Raw genomic sequence first — 21085 nt, forward strand, 5'->3', positions numbered from 1 at the left:
TCTTGGGAGGAAGAGAACGAAATGGCGCTTGTTTCGATGACTCGCATGCTGCAGGAAGCGGCAAACGGTCACTACGCGATCGGTCAATTTAATTTGAACAACCTGGAATTCACGCAAGCGATTCTGCAGGCGGCGCAAGAAGAACGGTCGCCGGTCATTCTTGGCGTCAGCGAGGCCTACATTCCCTATATGGGAGGATTGCCTTGCATTGCCGGAATGGTCCGGGCGCTGATCGAGCACTACGGCGTCACGGTACCCGTCGCCCTTCATCTGGATCACGGATCGACCTACGAGGTCTGCATCCGCGCGCTGCATGCGGGGTTCACCTCCGTGATGATCGACGCTTCGCATCATCCTCTGGAGGAAAACATCGCCGAGACGCGGCGGGTCACGGAGGCGGCCCATGTCCTGGGGGCATCGGTGGAAGCGGAGCTCGGACGCATTACGGGGCGCGAGGACGACCTGGTGGTGGACGAAGCGGAAGCGATGTACGCCGTGCCCGGGGAGTGCGTACGGCTCGTGCGGGAAACCGGAGTCGATTGCCTGGCTCCGGCGCTCGGATCGGTGCACGGTCCTTATCGCGGACAGCCCAAGCTCGGTTTCGGGCGGATGGCGGAAATCCGCAGGCTGACGGGCGTGCCGCTCGTGCTTCATGGAGGCAGCGGCTTGCCGGAAGAGGAAATCCGGCGGGCGATCGACCTCGGAACCGCCAAAATCAATGTCAACACGGACAACCAAATGGCCTGTACCTCCGCCATCCGCAGCTATCTGAACGAGCATCCGGAGGCGTACGATCCGAGACATTATTTGAATCCGGCGCGGGAAGCGATCAAGGCGTCGGTGAAAGCGAAAATGCGTTTGTTCGGCAGTACGGGAAAAGCGGGAGGAAACAAGGATGAAAATTAGGATCGGGATTATCGGCGCGGGCCGAATCGGCAAGATTCACGCCGACAACCTGCTGCGGCTGGCGCAAGCGGAAGTCGTCGCCGTAAGCGACCTGTATGCGGGTCCGGAACTGGAAGTCTGGGCCGCGGACCGGGGAATCTCCACCGTCACGAAGAACAGTGACGACATTATCGCAAGACCCGACATTGACGCCGTGTTCATCTGCTCGTCTACGGATACGCACGTGCCGCTCATCAAGCAGGCCGCGCGGGCAGGCAAGCACATTTTCTGCGAAAAGCCGGTGAGCATGGACATCGCGCAAACGGAGGAAGCGGTGGAGGCCGTGCGCCAGGCGGGCGTGAAGCTCCAGATCGGCTTCAACCGCCGTTTCGACCACAACTTCAAGCGGGTGCGCGAGCATGTGCAGGCGGGCACCATCGGCGACTTGCACATCGTGAAGATCACCTCGCGGGACCCGAATCCGCCGCATGAGGACTATATCAAGGTGTCGGGCGGCATTTTCATGGACATGATGATTCACGATTTCGACATGGCCCGATTCCTGTCCGGCAGCGAGGTCGAAGAAGTGTACGCGCAAGGCAACGTGCTGGTGGATCCGGTGTTCGCCAAATACGGTGACGTGGACACGGCGGTCGTCACGCTGCGATTCGCGAACGGCGCTCTCGGCGTCATCGACAACAGCCGCCAAGCCGTGTACGGTTACGACCAGCGGGTCGAGGTATTCGGCTCCAAAGGCAGCGTCGCCGTCGCCAACGACCACCCGAACACGGCGGTCGTCAGCACGGCCGAAGGCATCGTCTCGGACAAGCCGCTGCATTTCTTCCTGGAACGGTACAATGACGCCTATATCGAAGAAACGCAAATGTTCATCGATAGCCTTGCGAAGGGAGCGCCTCTGCCGGTCGAAGGCAACGACGGCTTGCAGGCGGAACGGATCGCTTTGGCCGCCAAGCTCTCCTCTCGCCTTAAGCGGCCGGTGAAGCTTAGCGAAATTCATGAATTGAGCAAGGCCTGAACGATCGTTGCCCAACCCGGGCGACAAAGCAGGAGAATCGAAGGGGTGTAATCCGATGTCTAACTTGATCGTCGCGCCGGAGCGGCATCCGGACAAGGACGGCCGGGTGCTGTCCATTACGCCGGAATCCGCCGGTTGGACCTATGTAGGGTTCGAGGTCGTTCGGCTTGCCGAAGGGCAGACCCTGAGCCGGGAAACCGGCGAGCGCGAAGTCTGCCTGGTGCTGATTGGCGGCAAAGCGGACATCTCGACGAAATCCAAGTCCTGGACGGGCATCGGACAGCGGATGAGCGTGTTCGAGAAGACCCCGCCGTATTCGGTTTATGTGCCCGACGGGGACCGGTACGAAGTGCTTGCTCTCACCGAGCTGGAATTGGGCGTGTGCACCGCTCCGGGCCGGGGGAATCACGAGGCGAGGCTGATCGCGCCGGACAACGTAGGCAAGGAAATCCGGGGATACGGCAACATCGAGCGCCAGATCCACAACATCCTTCCGGAACGGGAGCCGGCCGACAGCCTCCTCGTGGTGGAGGTATTCACGCCGAACGGCCATTGGTCCAGCTACCCGCCGCACAAGCATGACCGCGACGCGCTTCCGGAAGAGTCGCTGCTGGAGGAAACGTATTATTTCCGGGTGCAGCCGGGGCAAGGGTTCGCCATCCAGCGCGTCTATACGGACGACCGGTCCCTGGACGAAACGCTCGTCGTACGCGACGGCGAGGCCGTGCTGGTGCCCCGCGGATACCATCCGGTTTGCGCGCCGCCGGGATATGATGTTTATTATCTGAACGTAATGGCGGGACCCGTGCGTACGTGGAAATTCCATAACGATCCCGATCACGAATGGCTCATGCCCAAGCCGGCCGCTAAATAAGGCGAAATGCTTGTTGCAAACGAATAGCAGCGCCGAATGTCAGCCCGCCCTTACGGATGGAAGGAGCGGGCTATGTTCATGATTCGGAAAGGATAATACCCGCCATCCTTATCCGAATCACCTCCGATAAAACGTCTATCCGTCCGTAAGAACGGCGTAGCCGGTTTACTTGATGAACGCGAATAACGTCTTTTTCGGAGCAGGTCAAACGCCACGGATTGACAAACGACGAAGCAGCGGCTAATATGAACACGTAGTTTAGTAAATTAGTAATTTAGTAAAATACTGAACAAGAAACCTTGAAGCGAAAAGAGGAACCCCTGATGAAAATCCCGACAACCCTTAAACATAAGCCCGTCGTCGTATCGGAGAATTACGGGCAGGTGGACGGCCGGTTCGCCGGCAACACCGACGCCAAAGGGCTTTCCCTGGGACTGGCCCAATGGAACGACAGAGGCAAGGTCGACATTTCGGCCAAGGTGTGGAGGTACACCGGCGAGAAGTGGTCCCGGCAATCGGAGGAGCTGCCGCTCCATCGCGTGCTGGATTTGTCCATCCTGATCTGCCGCGCCATGGCGCATTTTCGGGAAGCTTACCGTTACGAGCATCTGTACGACCCGCAGAATCCCGTGATCGACCGGGTCGGCCTGCAAGGGGATGCCATGACCGTCGCAGTGTGCACGGACAACGAAAGAATCCAAGAGGACATCAAGCTGTTCAGCCAAGCCTTAAGCAACGACGACGAGCTGATCGGGGAGAGGCTTCGCACGTTATCGAGCATTCTCGAAGATATGGGGTATTGAGATGTTATCCAATCGGGGGCACGTTCGCCGACATGAATCAAGGTGGGGGCACTGCTGCAGGGCCTCATAACCGGCAAGAGAGGAGAACGACATGGACAAGAGCAGACGCAAAGAACTGCTTGAGCAGTATAAGGAGATCAAGATTTACATGGGCGTCGCCCAAATCAAGAATAACGTCAACGGCAAAATCTACATCGACAGCTACCCCAACCTGAAAAACAAATGGTTCACCCTGCGGATGCAGTTGGATATGGGAAGGTTCGCGAATGCCGGGCTGCAGAAGGATTGGAAGGAATTCGGAGCGGATGCGTTCACCTACGAAGTGTTGGAGCAGAAGGACACCGAGAAGATCGCCGACATGCGCTGGGAGCTCAAGCAAATCCTGAAGCCGTGGCTGGAGAAGCTGCAGCCCTATGGAGACAGGGGCTATCATAAGCCGCCCGCGGGCAAATGATCTTCCTCAATCCGGCCCTCAGGGGGCCGGATTTTCTTCGGGGCCGGATTCGTGTTCGCCGAAATAATGTCCCATAGTCACTAATAGTCCTGCCGTACCGTCTATTCGCCGAAATAATGTCCCTCCGCCACTAATTAGCCTGCCGCACCGTCTATTCGCCGAAATAATGTCCCTCCGCCACTAATAGTCCTGCCGCACCGTCTGTTCGTCGATATAATGTCCCTCCGCCACTAATTCGTCTGCCGTACCGTCTATTCGCCGAAATAATGTCCCTGCGCCACTAATAGCCTGCCGTACCGTTTATTCGCCGAAATAATGTCCCTGCGCCACGAATAGTCCTGCCGCACCGTTTATTCGCCGAAATAATGTCCCTGCGCCACTAATAGTCCTGCCGCACCGTCTATTCGCCGAAATAATGTCCCTCCGCCACTAATAGTCCTGTCGTACCGTCTTCTTGCCGAAATAATGTCCCTGCGCCACGAATAGTCCTGCCATACCGTCTTCTTGCCGAAATAATGTCCCTGCGCCACGAATAGTCCTGCCATACCGTCTATTCGCCGAAATAATGTCCCTCCGCCACTAATAGTCCTGTCGTACCGTCTTCTTGCCGAAATAATGTCCCTGCGCCACGAATAGTCCTGCCATACCGTCTATTCGCCGAAATAATGTCCCTGCGCCACTAATTCGTCTGCCGCACCGTCTATTCGCCGAAATAATGTCCCTTCGCCACTAATTCGTCTGCCGTACCGTCCGTTCGCCGAAATAATGTCCCAGCGCCACTAATAGTCCAGCCGTACCATCTGTTCGCCGAAATAATGTCCCTCCGCCACTAATTAGCCTGCCGCACCGTCTATTCGCCGAAATAATGTCCCTGCGCCACTAATTAGCCTGCCGCACCGTCTGTTCGCCGAAATAATGTCCCTCCGCCATTACAAAATCCGTTCCCTTTGTAAGCGCATCAAAAAAAGATTGACAACGGAGAAATAGGGGTTATAGAATAAAGAAAAACGATTACGTAAACGTTTTTTTAGGCGCATTCGAGGTGAAACCATGGCAGACATCAAGCAGGTAGCCGAAAGGGCCGGCGTATCCATCGCGACCGTTTCCCACGTCATCAACCATACGCGTTTCGTGTCCGAGAGCACGAAGAACAAGGTGCACCGGGCCATGGAGGAACTGGATTACCAGCCCAACTCCTTGGCTCGAAGCCTTCGGAATCAGAAGACGAAGACGATCGGCTTGATCGTTCCGATTTTGCCCTCGGATACTTCCAATTTCTTCTTCATGACGATTGCGCAGGGCATTCAGAAAGCGCTGAAACGTCACGGTTACCAGGTGTTGATGAGCAACAACTCGACCGAAGAGCTGGAGGAAGAGAAGGAGCAGATCAGGCTTTTCAATTCGAAGCAGATTGACGGACTCATCATTGCTTCCATTGCCGATGAAGTGAGCTACTTGAAGGACACGGTCCGTTCCCATTACCCGGTCGTGTTCATCGATCGCAAGCCGATAGGCTACAATGGCGACTTCGTGTTGGCGGACGGCTTCGGCGGTTCCTTGCAAGCGGTTCAGACGCTGATCGAGAGAGGGCACAGACGGATCGGATTCATTACCGGGGGACTTGGCATCTCCACCAGCAACGAGAGGTTGAACGGTTACAGGCAGGCGCTGGCCGAGCATGGCATCGCCTTCGACCCTTCTTTGGTGAAAGTAGCGCATTCCAATTACGAAAGCGGATACGAAAGCGCGAAAGAGCTGCTCGCCCAAAACGAAATCACGGCTTTGTTCGTGGCCAACAACGTATTGACGATGGGGGCGGTAGGATATCTTCAGGAACGCCAGATCCGAATTCCGGAGGAGCTCGCGGTCATCGGATTCGACGATTACGATTGGACCAAGATCACCACGCCGCCATTGACCGTGATTCGGCAGCCCTCTTTTGAAATCGGGGAGAAAGCGGCGGAAGTGATGCTGAAGAGAATCGAAAATCCGGATCAAGCGGATTTTCACGAATATCGTCTTCCGACGATGCTGGTGATGAGGGGCTCGTGTTAGCTGACCGGCGAAATGCGGGCTTTCTTTTTTAAGATTCATAAAAACGTTTACGTAAACGTTTTACAAAGAGAATTACCAGGGGCTCCCCCAAAAGTAATCGGAATTCGCTACAAAGGTATGCGTCACTTTTGGGGGATATTTTCCGCGGGGCTCCCCCAAAAGTAATCGGAATTCGCTACAAAGGTATGCGTCACTTTTGGGGGATATTTTCCGCGGGGCTCCCCCAAAAGTAATCGGAATTCGCTGCAAAGGTATGCATCACTTTTGGGGGATATTTTCCGCGGGGCTCCCCCAAAAGCAATCGGAATTCGCTGCAAAGCTTCGCGTCGCTTTTGGAGGAGTATGAGGAGGGGGAGACAGCATGATTCGTTCCGGGGAGTCCGCGATTCGGGTGAAGCCGGCGGCGACGAAAGTCAAAAGCAACCGGATGAAGAGAATTCTGGTCAATTGGGAATTGTATTTGCTCATATCGCTTCCGGTCGCATACTTTATCATTTTCCGGTACATGCCCATGTACGGGGTTCAGATCGCTTTCAAGGATTTCTCCGCCGGTTTGGGGATCTGGGACAGCCCGTGGGTAGGGTTCAAACACTTCGAACGATTCTTCCATTCCTACAACTTCGAGCAGGTTCTCACAAACACGATTTATTTGAGCCTTCTTCTGCTCGCCATCGCTTTTCCGATTCCGATCCTGATCGCCCTGATGCTGAATCAGGTGGGGAACAGGAAGCTCAAAAAATTCATGCAAACGTCGATCTACGCGCCCTACTTCATTTCGACCGTTGTTCTGATCGGCATGGTATTCGTGTTCCTGTCCCCGAACAGCGGCATCGTCAACCATATCATCAAGGCGTTCGGCGGGGAGCCGGTCATGTTCATGGCGACTTCCGAATGGTTTCGGCCGATCTACGTCTTCACCGATGTGTGGCAAAATACCGGCTTCGCCTCCATTATCTACTTGGCTGCTCTGGCCGCCATCGATCCTCATTTGCACGAAGCGGCCGTCGTTGACGGAGCCAGCAAGTGGCAGAGGGTCCGGCATATCGATATTCCGGGAATTACGCCTACCATCGTGGTGCTTTTCATCTTGGCCGTCGGCAATCTGATGAATATCGGCTTCGAAAAGGTGTTTCTGATGCAAACGGATATGAATGTGGACACATCCGAAGTCATTCCGACTTACGTATACAAGATCGGGATTCAGCGGGCGCAATACAGCTTCTCGGCGGCGATCGGCCTGTTTAATGCGGTCATCAACCTGGTCTTGCTGGTGTTCGTCAACCGGGCGGTGAAAAAAATGAGCGGCAACGGCTTGTTCTAAAAGGAGTGGACCGGACATGCTTACCTTCAAACGAAAATCGGCGAGCGACATTGCGTTCGACATCGTCAATTACACGCTTCTCATCGGGTTTACACTCCTGATCCTGTATCCGCTTTACTTTATTTTCATCGCTTCCTTCAGCGATCCGAACCGCGTCAGCTCCGGCGACATTTGGTTGATCCCCCGGGGAATCACGTTTGAAGGATACCAGCGGATCTTGGCGGACGGCTCGATCTGGCTCGGCTATCGGAATTCGCTTATATACGCGCTTTTGGCTGCCCTCATCGGCACGGCGCTTGCGATCATGGCGGCTTACCCCTTGTCTCGGAAGGATTTCTACGGCAGAAACGTATTGATGCTATTCTTCGCGATCACCTTGTTTTTTAACGGGGGACTCATCCCGACCTATCTGCTCGTTAAAGATTTACACATGATGAATACGATCTGGCCTGTCGTTCTCCTTACGGCTGTCGACGCTTTCGTCATCATCATTGCCAGAACCTTCTTCCAGGGTCTTCCCGAAGAAATCCGCGAATCGGCGAGCATGGACGGATGCTCGAACCTGAGATACGTCTGGAGCTTCGTTCTGCCGTTATCGAAACGATCATTGCCGTGCTTGTGCTGTTCGCGATCGTGAGGCAGTGGAACGGATTTTTCGACGCGCTCATTTACCTCAAGGACGCGAGCAAATTTCCGCTGCAGCTGATTCTGCGCAACATTCTGATCGCGAACCAACCGAGCGGTGCTATGGTGTCGGATACCCTTAATGCTGTCGAGCAGCAGCGGATTGTCGGATTGATCAAATACGGGGTCATTATCGTGGCTGCGCTTCCGCTCCTGATCCTGTATCCGTTCCTTCAGCGCTACTTCGTGCAAGGCGTGTTCATCGGTTCGGTCAAAGGCTGATCGATGACGCCGGCCGCCCGCTCATTAAAGGGGGTGATTCTTGCTCGTTCGAAAAAAACGAGTAAGAGGTACTAACGATTTTGCAAATGCAAGCAAGAATAAGGGAGGTTCACCAGCAGATGAAAAGAAAATCGACTTTCGCTTTGGCAACCCTCATGTCTTTGACCCTGGTATTGGCGGCATGCAGCGGCGGCAAGAACGAGGAGACGGCATCTCCTTCGGCAAGCGCTTCGGCAACCCCAAGTACGTCGGCAAGCGCATCGCCGGCCGAATCCGGCGGAGTATTCCCGCTCAAGGACAAATTGACGCTGAAAGCAGTCGCGCACAGACCGCCGCTCGGGCCCGCGGACTTCAACCAACAACCGCTGATTCAAGAGCTTGAGAAAAGCACGAACGTTCATGTCGAATGGGATACGACCATTGACAACGACTATATCGAGAAGCGCAACCTGCTGCTGGCGAGCGGCAACCTTCCCGACTTCTTCTTTAGCGGCCGTTTCTCGGATACCGAGCTGTTGAAATACGGCCAAGACGGCACGCTCATTCCGCTTAACGATCTGATCGAGAAACACATGCCGAATTTGAAGGCGATCTTGGACAGCCGGCCGGATATCAAAGCGTCGATTACGGCACCGGATGGCAATATCTACTCGCTGCCGCAAGGCGAAGAGCTTGGCTCCGGGCAGGAAGAGATCGGCGCGAATCCGGACTTCCTCTATATCAACAAAGATTGGCTGGACAAGCTGAAGCTGCAAATGCCGACGACGATGGACGAATTTACGGCCGTATTGAAGGCGTTCAAGACGCAAGATCCGAACGGCAACGGCAAGCCGGACGAAATTCCGCTGACGTACATCGACAATTTCTGGACCGGCGATATCGGCGTCCTGTTCGGAGCTTTCGGGGTGCCGGACAAAACGTATCGCCCGAACAACCCGACGTTTATCGATCACCTGAACGTGGTGAACGGGAAAGTCACCCTCTCCGCTCAGCAAGAAGGCTTCAAGCAAGCGGTGTCTTATTTGCACAACTGGTTCAAAGACGGTTTGGTAGACCTGGATGCCTTCACGCACGATTACGATTCCTACTTCGCAAGAGGCAAGACGCAAGACGAGACGATCGGCGCCCTGATCTGGTGGGACAAAAACGACGTGGTCGGTCCCGAAAGAGGCGAGCATTGGGTCATCGTGCCTCCGTTCAAAGACATGGTCGTCAAATGGAACAACGGCGGCGGTATCGGCCGCGACGGCGTGACGATCACCAAAGACAATAAAAACCCGGATATTACCGCGGCATGGCTGGACTCCTTCTACGAGCCCTCGATGGCGGCCCAAGCCCGCTTCGGTCCGATCGGCGTTTGGTTCGACAAAGACGCCGGCGGCAAGCTGATTCAGAAGACCGTAGAGAACCCGGGCGAGTTCAGACAGAAATCGGCCGTCACGAACGGCATCGGTCTTCTCCTGACCTCCATGAAGGACAAAGTCGACTATGTCGAGCCGCGCGCGCAGCAACGGATTGACGACAGCATCAAATATTACGTTCCGCAAATGGAAAAAGAAAAATTCCCGAACCTCTTCTTCAAACCGGAGGAGTTGGAAGTCATCGATCGTCTGAAACCGGATATTTCCAACTACATCAACAAAATGCGGGCCAAATGGCTGTTGAAAGGCGGCGTTGAAGAGGAGTGGGACGAATTCCAGAAGACCCTGGACAAAATGGGTGTCCAAGATCTGCTGAAAGCTCACCAATCCGCTTACGACCGTTATTTAGCGTCGACGAAATAAGCATCCGTACATGAGAAGTCTATCGAAGGCTGGCCGGAACAACGGGTATCGTCCGTTCCGGCTAGTCTCCTATTACTCGTGCAAAGACAAAGGATAGGAGGATAAGAGTGACGCGAGCAGCCCCAAACGAGCATTCTTTGATTGTCAGCTGGCCGTTCGACGAAGGGCAAGGAAACATGGCAAGAGACATTGTGTCCGGCAAGGATGACTGCATTGCATTTGCGCTGGGCAGGGGACGGTTTCAGCCGCCCCGGCATCCGGTTTGGCGTCCGGGAATATCCGGAACCGCCCTTTCGTTCGACGGGTATTCCACCTATATCCGCCGTTCGTCCGGCGAGGCAGGGAAACCGGCAGACGCATTGACGATCACCGCGTGGATTGCGCCTCGCACTTATGACATCGACCATGATCACCGGCTCTGCCCCATCGTGAACCAGCATAATCGAGAACTTCGGCAAGGCTACGCATTCGGGCTCTACAAACACGGTTCCTGGTCGTTGCAGCTGGGGCTCGGCGACGAATGGGTCGAAGTCTGGTGCCACGACCAGCCGATTCGGAAAAACCGGTGGTCGTTCGTGGCCGCCACCTATGATAAGGGAAACGGAACATTAAAGCTGTATCTCGACGGAGAAGAAGCGGCCCGTTTGACGCATCCGGCGCCGGCAAGCATTACGCCGTGCGAAGCCGATTTGCTCGTCGGGCGCCATAACGAAGAGGAGGTGCTCGTCGGGCCTTTCGTCAAGAATCACTTCGACGGGCTCATGGATGAAGTCCGAATCCATGCAAGGAGCCTGAGCGGGGAAGAGGTATTCCGCCTTTATCGGGAGGCTCTGGAACCGCACGGCGGACAAATTCCGGAAATCCCTTGGGAGGACTTGGTCCTCCCGCGCGAGCTCTTCAGCGGGGACCGGCATCGGCCCGGGTTCCATCTGGGCCCTCCGGGTCACTGGATGAACGAGCCCCATGCTCCGATCTATTTTAACGGACGCTATCATTTATTCTACCAATCCAATCCGAAAGGCCCTTTCTGGCAATCGATCCACTGGGGGCATTGGGTAAGCGAGGATTTGATCCGATGGCGGGACTTGCCGCCGGCGCTGGCTCCGGAACCGGGAATCGATCCTGACGGCATCTGGTCGGGGAGCGCGGCGCTGGACGAGAACGGGGTGCCGGCACTCTTTTATACGGCCGGGAACTTCAGCCTGAATCCGGATCAATGCGTCGCATTGGCCAGGAGCACGTATCCCGAAGACGGAGATGTGGACTTGGTCCGGTGGACGAAACGGCAGACGCCGCTCGCCACGTTGCCGCAAGACGACGAAGTGCTGCCCGGATTTTTCCGGGATCCGTTCGTTTGGAAGGAAGGCGGCCGCTGGATCATGTTGGTCGGCGGCGGCCTGCAGGGGCTGGGCGGAACGGCATTCGTCTATGTCTCGGAGAACATGGAAGATTGGGCTTACAAGGGCCTGTTCTGCGTCAGCGATTACGCGAAGTATCCGTTTCTGGGAACGGGCTGGGAATTGCCTGTGCTGCTGCCGTTGAAGCGGGATGGGGCCGATACCGGCAAGCATATTTTCCTGATCAGCCCGTGGGGCCCCGGAGCGAACAAGGTCGTTCATTATTGGATCGGTATGTTCGACGCCGCGAACCTCCGGTTCGTACCGGACGAGGAGGAGCCGCGGCAGATCGACGCCGGTGACTTCCATTTTTCGGGACCGAGCGGCATGGTCGATCCGGTCACGGGACGGACCTTGCTGTTCACGATCGCCCAAGGGGAACGAACGCTCGAAGGCGAATTCGACAGCGGTTGGGCGCATAGCGGGGGGTTGCCGCTCCAGCTCAGCCTGCGGGAAGACGGCCGGCTGGGGGTCGAGCCGATCCGGGAGATCGAGCAATTGCGCGACAGGCTGTTGCTTCAGCTTGCGGATGTATCGCTGGAAGAGGCGAATCGGCGGCTTCAGGATATTCGCGGGGATATGCTGGAAATCGAAGTAGCCTTCCATTTCGGTTCCGCTAACGCTAACCGTTATGGCGTTTCGGTTCGGCGTTCGCCGGGGGGAGAAGAAGCGACGGATCTCTATTACGATCGGCTTCGGGAACGGCTCGGCGCAGACCGAAACCGCTCGACAATGGATGCTAAGGAACGGACGACCGGCATTCAGGAAGGCGCACTAGAATTGCGGGGCGTGCCGCTGCGTCTGCGGATCTTCGTCGACCGCTCCCTTATCGAAGCCTACGCGAACGGATTGAAAAGCCTCACGACACGAACCTATCCTTCCCGTATCGATGCAGATGGCATCCGGCTGTTCGCGGACGGGGATCTGCGGATCGAATCCCTTCGGGTTTGGAGCATGCAGCCGATTTTTTGAACCGTAAAACATAGAGAAATTAAACCTATACCCGAGATCATAGGTGGTGGAGAGAGTTGTTTGATGTCGCGTCGCTTGGAGAAGTATTGATCGATTTTACGCCGGACGGTTCGTCCGGTAGCGGAAACGCGCGGTTCGAGCAAAATGCGGGAGGAGCGCCTGCCAACGTGCTGGCGGCGTTGTCGAAATGGGGAAAACGGACGGCTTTTATAGGCAAAGTAGGCCGGGATGCGTTCGGCCGCTTCCTGACCGATACGCTGGAGGCTTGCGGCATTCATACAACGGGCGTTGTCCGCACCGATGAGGCGAGCACCACGCTGGCTTTCGTTCATTTGGACGAAAGCGGAGACAGATCGTTCAGCTTCGTGCGCAATCCCGGCGCGGATATGCTTCTGACCGAATCGGACGTCGATTATTCGATCGTGGAGAGGTCGAAAATCTTTCACTTTGGCTCCATATCCATGACGCATGAACCGGCAGCCTCCGCGACGATCAAGGCGGCCATGATCGCCAAAGCGGGCGGGACGGTGGTTTCGTTCGATCCCAATCTGAGAATCCCGTTATGGAAAAATCTCGAACATGCCAAGGAAAAGTTCCGAATCGGATTAACATATGCCGACGTTCTTAAGATTTCGGAAGAAGAGCTTGCATTCATTACCGGAACGCAAGATCTTGTTCAGGGTTCCCAATCTATCTTCCTCCATTACGGCGTGCGCATTGTTCTGGTCACGCGGGCGGAAAAAGGCTGCTTCGTGAGAAAAGGAGACATCGCTTTTTCCGTTCCCGGATTTCCGGCGGAAGCGGTGGATACGACGGGATCCGGGGACGCTTTTTTGGGCGGTTTTTTGTATCAGCTGTTGGAAAGAGACTGCCGGATCGACGATCTGGGCGAAGACGAACTGTACGCCATGGTTCGTTTTTCCAACGCGGTCGGAGCCCTTGTCACGACAAAAAAAGGCGCAATTCCGGCGATGCCCGCATTAACGGAAATAGGAGAGATTATGATGATTGCGAATCCGCAAACGAAACAAGATAAATACCGGCCTCAATTCCATTTCAGTCCTTCGTCGGGTTGGCTGAACGATCCGAACGGGCTCGTCTATTTCGAAGGAGAATATCATTTGTTCTACCAGCATTATCCCGACAAGAGCGAATGGGGGCCGATGCATTGGGGACATGCGGTAAGCAAGGATCTGGCTCGTTGGGAACATCTCCCGATCGCGATGGCCCCGGATCGCAACGGGATGATTTTCTCCGGCAGCGTCGTTGTGGATCGGAACGATACAAGCGGCTTCTTCGGCGGCGGGGCCGGGCTTGTCGCCGTCTTCACGCATGCGGATACGTACCCGGGGACCGTGTATACCGGGCCGGGCGCTTACGTTATTGACGGGAAGACGATCACCGAACGGCCGAGGCAGCGCCAGAGTCTCGCTTACAGCAAGGACAAAGGTCGAACGTGGACGATGTACGAGGGCAATCCGGTGCTTGCCGACGTCGAGATCACGGACTTCCGGGATCCGAAGGTGTTTTGGCACGAGGCCGATCAGAAGTGGGTGATGGTGCTGGTAGCAGGCGACCATGTTCGATTCTATGCGTCCGCGAATTTGAAAGAGTGGACGTTCACCGGCAAATTCGGAGCGGAGGAAGGTTCGCATGCGGGCGTTTGGGAATGTCCCGATCTGTTCGAGCTGCCCGTCGACGGCGAAACCGGCCATACGAAATGGGTGCTGCTCGTCAGCATCGGCGATAACCCGGAATACCCGGAAGGCTCTCGAACCCAATATTTCATCGGCCATTTCGACGGCCGTACGTTCACGAGCGATCTGGAGCCTGCGGAGATCCTATGGATGGACTTCGGACGGGACAACTATGCCGCCGTCACATGGTCCGACGTGCCCGAGCAGGATGGACGCCGTCTTCTCATCGGCTGGATGAGCAACTGGAAGTACGCGAACCAAACGCCGACCGTGGAATGGCGCAGCGCGATGACGATCCCGCGTTCGCTCTCTCTGACGAGAACGGCGGAAGGCATTCGTCTGATCTCGCAGCCGGTCGAAGAGCTGAGCGAATTGCGGGGCGAGCCGGTGCCGCTTCCTTCCGGTACCGTCGTGTCGGGAGAGCGCGCGCTGTCCGGCCTGAGCGGGAACGGGTACGAAATCGAAGCGGAATTCTCTTGGGAAGATACGGCGGAGTTCGGGTTGATCTTGTGCCGGTCCGACCGGGAGGAGACGGTGATCGGTTTCGAGACGGAAACGGGCTTCCTGTATATCGACCGGACCCGTTCGGGCGAGTCCGGCTTCCACGAGGCGTTCCCTTGCAAACACGGAGCTGCCCTCCAATCGGCGGGGAATCGGTTGAAACTGCGCGTTTTCGTCGATCAATCTTCCGTCGAAGTGTTTGCCGATGACGGGCGTCTCGTACTGACCGATCTGATTTTCCCCGATCCATCCAGCGATGGGGTGGCGCTGTACAGCAAAGGCGGGGATGTCAAGGTGAGCCGCTTCGTCTATTATCCGCTTAATTCCATCTATGCGGATTCAAGCAAGAGGCCGCTTGCCGAGAGCAGGGGAACGATTTAGCCTTTGGGAGGCCGTCACTGAAGCAGGCGAATGCATGATTAGGGGGCGGCCTCCCATTCGGAAGGAGATGATGAATGTTGCGGAAGGAAGAACCTTTATTGAAAGAGCTTCCCGATTTGCATTATGCAACGTGGGGCAATTGCGCCGACGCGCTGGCATGTTCCGTGCTTCAAGCGTACAATATGCCGTTCCAATGGGTCTTCTCCAACACCTGGAATTTCTATTATCATTCCTTGGAGCAAATCACCGGGTATGAATCCAACCACATGAACAATCCCGTGCTTTGGAATGCCCACGAGCTGTTTGGAATGAACCTTATCGTGCTCCGGGAAAAAAAACTTCGACCGCCTGATCGAGAAGCTGTCCCGGTACAATTGTCTGCTGATTTCCGGTGAAACCTACTTCCTTCCATGGTGCTACGGCTACCAATTGAGCCGCAATCACTATCATTTGTTTGCCGTTCAACAGTACGATGAGGCGAACCGTCAAATGCTCGTTTGGAGCATTCATCATCGAGGAGCGATTCCCGCGGACATCATCAAGCAATCGTTTGAAAGACCCGGCGCATCCGCATTTGCTTTTACGCCGCCTGCCAAATCCTTGAAGGACAGCGTTCTGACGCGCCAATTGCAAATCACCCGCGACAAAATCATCGGTACGACGACCCCAAACTATATCAGCGGCTTGAAAGGACTCGCAGCATTCAAAGAGCATCTGGAACGAGCCCCGGCCCCTTCATCCGCCTACGCAGCACTTTGGTTCGCGCAATTCAAAGACATTATCCGGTTGAAAGTATCCTACATCAATTTTTTGCAATATTTGCAGCATGACGAGTCTTCGCCGCTGCGCCATGCGGTTCCGCCGGAATTGATCCTTCCTTTCATGAAAGCCGTCTCTCATTTTACCGCTTTTCGAAACATCCTTGCGAAAACCGTATAAGAATGGCGAGGCCAGTACAGGGAAGCTGCGTTCCAGTACGTTTCAGTTAAGCGGCAGCGGCTGGATCAGCTTCCGGCTGGGCGGGGCCAAAAATGCAAGCAAAGTATTTGTCAATATTGTGGATGCGGACTCAGGTGAAGTCGTGGCCAGATACGGAAACAGCAAATTTTCGGATGCAGGGTTTCCGGATCCGGCCCAAGGCATGCGTTTGGCGAACATGGAACCCTACAAGGCGGATCTGTCGGCGCATCTTGGCCAAAAGCTGTACGTCGAAATTGTCGACAACGCGACGTCGGACTGGGGATTGATTTTTGCGGATGCCTTCCACATGTACCATGCAACCGAGCCGTCGGAAGGGACCGTAGCGGTAGATATCAAGCCTGATTTCGACCGTTACCGAATCCAGAATCCTAGCTTTGAAACCGGGGATTTGACGGGATGGACGATCGTTGAAGGTCAGGCATTCCATACCGGCAGCGTATCGGATGAAACGTCCTACTGGGCGGAAAACATCCCCTACAATCAAGAAGGCGAGTATCACCTGAACGGCTGGAAAAGCGCGGAATCAGCAACCGGCAAGCTTCGTTCGTCAACGTTCGAGCTGGGCGGCACCGGCTGGATCAGCTTCAGGCTGGGCGGCGGCAAGCATACGGACCAAGTCTATGTCGATGTCATTGACGCAGACACCGGCAAATTGGTGGCGAGATACGGAAATACCGAATTCGCCGACGTGAACTTCCCGAATCCGGACCAAGGATTGCGTCTGGCGAACATGGAGCAGTATAGAGCCGATTTGTCTAAGTATAGGCAAGAATCTGTACCTTGAAATCGTCGACAACGCGACATCGGATTGGGGATTGATTTTTGCTGATGCTTTCCATACCTTCCATGAAGTCGTGCCGGAAGATGGGGTCTTCGCCGTTAATAATATCCCGAATGAGATTGCAAATCCCGGCTTTGAAACCGGGGACTTCACTAGCTGGACGGTGGAAGGGGACGCCTTCCGGGTTACGAACGATCATCATGCCTCAAAAGAAGGGACTTTCTTTGCAGCATCCAGTGAAGAAGGTGAAGGCTCGATCACTTCCAACACCTTTACGCTGCAAGGCGCAGGCGTGATAAACTTCCGCGTTCTGGAAGTCCATAATCCTGCAATGGCCTATGTTGCCCTGTTCGATGCGGACGACAACTCGATGGTTAAGAAAACGGGGACCATCAGCGTGAATGACCAAATTTCATGGGGAGTTCAGGAGTATTTCGGCAAAACGTTATATATGAAGGTTATTGACGCTTCCAATCAAGCAAGCATTGCGGTCGATGCGTTCCAATCGCTTACTACGGGTACCATCGCCTATTTCCCTCTCGATGAAGGGTCCGGGAAGAAAACGGTGGAACAAGTGCGCAGCACTGAGCATGATGTGAATTATGTATTTAATCATGCAAGATACATGGCATCCAAAGATCCCCGTTGGACACCGAATGGGGTAAAAGGCGGCGCCTTATTGTTTGACGGATACTCCAACTCTATCGAAATGGATGCCAAGGATGTCGTCCCCCTGAGCGATGCCTTCACGATCCAAGCATGGGTTGCTCCACGCAGCTATGAGTACGGCGACGGCGGCAAACTGTCCGCGATCGTCAATCAATACAATCAGGATAAATCCGAAGGCCTTGCGCTCGGCATGTACCGGCATGGCACATGGTCGGTGCAAGTCGGCATCGGAGGGAAATGGGTAGAGGTATGGGTCAAAGACAAACCGCTCCAAAAATACAAATGGAATTATGTTGTCGCAACTTTCGATAAGGAAGCCGGAATGATCAAGTTATATCTGAACGGCGAAGAAGTCGCGTCGCGGGCTACGCCTAAAAATGTTCCGATTACGCCGTCTTCGGAAAATTTGATGATCGGCAAAAATACTCATGCGGTTGAATTTGCGGGATTGTTTTCCTTCAATATGTTCAGCGGGCTCATCGATGAAGTGAAGCTGAGCAATGCCGCCCTTCCGGCGGAAGACGTGCTGGCGCAATATGAAGCCGTGAAGGCAGCGCACAGCGGTGCAATCCCCGCAATTCAAGATGCGGATATTGATGAAGATCCAAGCGTGTTCGACGGCGATCAGCATCGTCCGCAATATCATGGCATCCCGCCGCAAAACTGGATGAATGAAAGCCATGCGCCGATTTACTTCAACGGCAAATATCACTTGTTCTATCAGCACAATCCGCAAGGGCCATACTGGCATCAAATTCATTGGGGACATTGGGTCAGCGATGATATGGTGCATTGGGAAAACGTAAGGCCGGCCCTGGCGCCGGAAGCCGGCGATCTTGATCCGGACGGCGTCTGGTCGGGAAGCGCGGCATACGATCGGAACGGCAATCCCGTTTTGTTCTATACCGCCGGCAACGACCAAGCTAAACCAAACCAGAGAACGGCACTCGCAACGCCAGCCGATCTATCCGATCCTACGTTAAGAGATTGGGTGAAACACCCGGTTCCTGTCACGGAGCAAAACGGTAACGGCATTTACAATGAATTTAGAGATCCGTTCGTCTGGTACGACGGGGAAACGGATAAATGGTATCAACTCGTCACTTCCGGACTTCAAGATTTCAGCAGCGGCACGGCGCTCGTATACGTGTCGGATGATATGTACAACTGGCAATATAAGGGGCCACTATATGTCAGCGACAGAACCAAGTATCCGGAGCTCGGAACGGTGTGGGAATTGCCGGTATTGCTGCCGTTAGGCAAAGACAGCAAGGGAAATCAAAAGCATATTTTCATCATTAATCCGCATGAGAAACCCGAGCACATTCCGCCGAGCGACGATTTGCTGAGAGACGTGGAGGTGTTCTATTGGATCGGAACCTGGGATCGGGACAGCTTCAGATTCATCCCGGACCAGGAGGCGCCTCAAAAGCTGGATGCAGGCGACGGCTATCTTACTGCGGAAAGCGGCTTGGTCACGCCTGACGGCAGGACGGTTCTGTTCTCCATGGTTCAGAATGTCAGAACGCCGCAAGCTGAATATCAGTCCGGCTGGGCTCACAATTTGGCGCTTCCGATTGCCTTGAGTCTGGACAATAACGATAAGCTGAAAGTGGAACCGATCCAGGAATTGCAAAGTCTAAGAAGAAATAAAATCGTCGATTTCAAAAATAAAAAATTAGCGAGCGCGAACGCGCATATTCAAAACGTGAAGGGCGACATGCTGGAGATCATGATGGAGATCGATCCCGGCAATGCCAAGAAATTCGGCCTCAAGGTGCGCCGCTCCGAGAAAGGCGAAGAAGAGACGCTCCTCTACTACGATAAGACGAATCAAACGTTTAACGTAGACCGAACGAAGAGCAGCATCGATCCGGACGTCAGGGTCGGCGGCATCCAAGGAGACGATGTGGATCTGGACGGTCAAAACCTGAAGCTCCATATCTTCCTGGATCGCTCCGTGATCGAAGCCTTTGCAAACGACAAGAAGAAGCTGACAACCAGAGTCTACGTGGGCAGATATGATTCATTAGGATTGCAAGTATATGCCGACGGCGATATAACCGTGAAGTCAATGCAAGTATGGGACATGAATGCCTCGACAGGCAAACCTGCGGCTCCGGTATACGTGCCGGACAACTGGGACAACTCCGTGTATAAGGATATTACCGAATTGCCGAACCACGATTTTGAAACAGGGGATTTAACAGGCTGGATCACGGAAGGAGACGCGTTCCAGAATCTTCATGTCACCGATGCCAAGTTCTTCTGGGGGAACATCTACTTCAATCCTGCTCGGAATGGCGGTTATCACCTATGGGGATATAATGAAGCAGCCGGGGGCGACAGCTTAACGGGCACGCTCAGGTCGCAAAACTTTATTCTCGTCGGCAACGGCAAGTTGAACTTCCTTGTCAGCGGGGGGCGCGATATCGATAAGCTCTATGTTGCTCTCGTCCGGGCATCCGACGGTAAAGAATTGTTCAAAGCGACCGCCACCAATTACGAGGAGTATCAACGAGTCATTTGGGACGCATCGGCGTACCTTGGAGAGGAACTATACATCAAGGTCGTTGACCATTCAACCGCCGGCTTTGGACATCTTAACGTGGATGATTTCAATGTGCCGGTTCAAATGACGAAAACAAAGGTCCCTACTCAAACGAAGAAGCAACAATAACGTTTAAAGAAGCAAAGCAGGGAGGCAAGCTGCAGGGGCAGCTTGCCTCTTCGACGAGGAAGTCAAACAACGGCTTGGCGCTCAACGCCGGAATCGCGTCTTCCCAAGCCGGCGCTCACGGCAAATCCTTCAAGGTCATCCACGGAGGAGCAGCCTCATGAGAGGGACAAGCCGGAATCGGCCAGAATCTTCTTCATCATCCGATCGTTATCGGGGCTGTCCTGAACCAGGATGCCCAGCCCGTGATGCGGAAGGGCCCGGTAGAAACCGAGATTCAGATCCGTTTCCTTCAGGAAATCTTCGATGGCGGTCAGAACGCCGTTTCTCGGACCGTTCTCGAAGACGGCATGGCACGACCCGTCGTTGAAGCCGCCGTCCGCCAATCCGGACCGGCCCGGAACCACGCCCTTCCGTTCGTAAGGATGCCGGAACGCTTCCGGGATCGATTCCGGAAAATAATACAAATCCCTTCTGCCGTACGGCCATTCGATATCGTGAACGAGAACCGCCGGAAACTTCCCCGTTCTCTTGGCCATCGCTTCGATCGTCTTCAGTTCATGGTAAACCGTGTACCAGTTATGGTCACCGTCAATGAGCACGAAATCATATTGATCGATGAGGTGAAGCACCTGCAGACTGTATTTCAGAAGCAAATGGAAACACCGTCCGTACGCCTCCCGGAAGGCCTGGATGTCGAAGGTGGGAGCGGGATCGATGACATAGAGTTCGGCGCCGGCATTCAGGCAATAGCTCAGCAAATGCGTTGTCGTATGTCCGTGCAGCGCTCCGATCTCAATGATCGTTTTGGGACGAACTCCGTTCAACATCGGCTGAATGATCGGGTGCCAAAAGACGTTCATCTCGCCGCCTCCTTGATTTCCGGATATATATAGTAGATGCAGAATCGC

13 protein-coding genes and 2 pseudogenes are annotated in these 21085 nt (G+C 54.7%); 14 read left to right on the top strand and 1 reads right to left on the bottom strand.

The features are described from left to right. Window positions 1-21 precede the first annotated feature (21 nt). From fba to GE107_RS05790, 14 genes and pseudogenes are all read left to right on the top strand, one after another. Window positions 22-906 carry a class II fructose-1,6-bisphosphate aldolase gene (gene fba / locus GE107_RS05725; protein ID WP_219638720.1) on the top strand — a complete coding sequence of 295 codons (885 nt, stop codon included), beginning with the start codon at window positions 22-24 and terminating at the stop codon, window positions 904-906. Further along, window positions 896-1921 carry an inositol 2-dehydrogenase gene (gene iolG / locus GE107_RS05730; RefSeq protein ID WP_219638721.1) on the top strand — a complete coding sequence of 342 codons (1026 nt, stop codon included), beginning with the start codon at window positions 896-898 and terminating at the stop codon, window positions 1919-1921. Before fba ends, iolG begins: the two co-directional genes overlap by 11 nt. A 55-nt stretch (window positions 1922-1976) precedes the next feature. Further along, window positions 1977-2795 (top strand): 5-deoxy-glucuronate isomerase, encoded by an 819-nt coding sequence (gene iolB / locus GE107_RS05735; RefSeq protein ID WP_219638722.1) that lies wholly within the window; start codon window positions 1977-1979, stop codon window positions 2793-2795. A 323-nt stretch (window positions 2796-3118) separates the two neighbouring features. After that, window positions 3119-3598: a DUF6530 family protein gene (locus GE107_RS05740; RefSeq protein ID WP_219638723.1), complete on the top strand. Its 480-nt coding sequence runs from the start codon at window positions 3119-3121 to the stop codon at window positions 3596-3598. Between the two features lie 91 nt (window positions 3599-3689). Then, entirely contained in the window at window positions 3690-4052 is a 363-nt protein-coding gene (locus tag GE107_RS05745; protein ID WP_219638724.1) for a GIY-YIG nuclease family protein, read from the top strand. Window positions 4053-5102: 1050 nt separating this feature from the next. Continuing rightward, window positions 5103-6107, top strand: a complete 1005-nt coding sequence (locus GE107_RS05750; protein WP_219638725.1) for a LacI family DNA-binding transcriptional regulator — start codon at window positions 5103-5105, stop codon at window positions 6105-6107. A gap of 361 nt (window positions 6108-6468) precedes the next feature. After that, window positions 6469-7428: an ABC transporter permease gene (locus GE107_RS05755; RefSeq protein WP_219638726.1), complete on the top strand. Its 960-nt coding sequence runs from the start codon at window positions 6469-6471 to the stop codon at window positions 7426-7428. A 16-nt stretch (window positions 7429-7444) separates the two neighbouring features. Further along, window positions 7445-8334 (top strand): annotated as a pseudogene (locus GE107_RS05760) (carbohydrate ABC transporter permease). 119 nt (window positions 8335-8453) lie between these two features. Then, complete coding sequence (locus GE107_RS05765; RefSeq protein ID WP_219638727.1) at window positions 8454-10118, top strand: extracellular solute-binding protein; 1665 nt, start codon at window positions 8454-8456, stop codon at window positions 10116-10118. A 107-nt stretch (window positions 10119-10225) separates the two neighbouring features. Continuing rightward, window positions 10226-12487 (top strand): GH32 C-terminal domain-containing protein, encoded by a 2262-nt coding sequence (locus GE107_RS05770; protein ID WP_370636272.1) that lies wholly within the window; start codon window positions 10226-10228, stop codon window positions 12485-12487. A gap of 56 nt (window positions 12488-12543) precedes the next feature. Continuing rightward, complete coding sequence (locus GE107_RS05775; protein WP_219638728.1) at window positions 12544-15066, top strand: PfkB family carbohydrate kinase; 2523 nt, start codon at window positions 12544-12546, stop codon at window positions 15064-15066. A gap of 74 nt (window positions 15067-15140) precedes the next feature. Next, window positions 15141-15461 carry a hypothetical protein gene (locus GE107_RS05780; protein ID WP_219638729.1) on the top strand — a complete coding sequence of 107 codons (321 nt, stop codon included), beginning with the start codon at window positions 15141-15143 and terminating at the stop codon, window positions 15459-15461. A gap of 94 nt (window positions 15462-15555) precedes the next feature. Beyond that, a complete protein-coding gene (locus GE107_RS05785; protein WP_219638730.1) occupies window positions 15556-16005 on the top strand; it encodes a hypothetical protein in 450 nt (149 codons plus the stop codon). 217 nt (window positions 16006-16222) lie between these two features. Continuing rightward, a pseudogene (locus tag GE107_RS05790) lies at window positions 16223-20177 on the top strand (GH32 C-terminal domain-containing protein). A gap of 155 nt (window positions 20178-20332) precedes the next feature. On the opposite strand, the gene GE107_RS05795 reads toward GE107_RS05790, so the two are convergent. After that, complete coding sequence (locus tag GE107_RS05795) at window positions 20333-21037, bottom strand: class I SAM-dependent methyltransferase (RefSeq protein ID WP_219638731.1); 705 nt, start codon at window positions 21035-21037, stop codon at window positions 20333-20335. Window positions 21038-21085 lie beyond the last annotated feature (48 nt).

It is taken from the genome of Cohnella sp. CFH 77786 (genome assembly GCF_019400745.1).
GTDB lineage: Bacteria > Bacillota > Bacilli > Paenibacillales > Paenibacillaceae > Cohnella.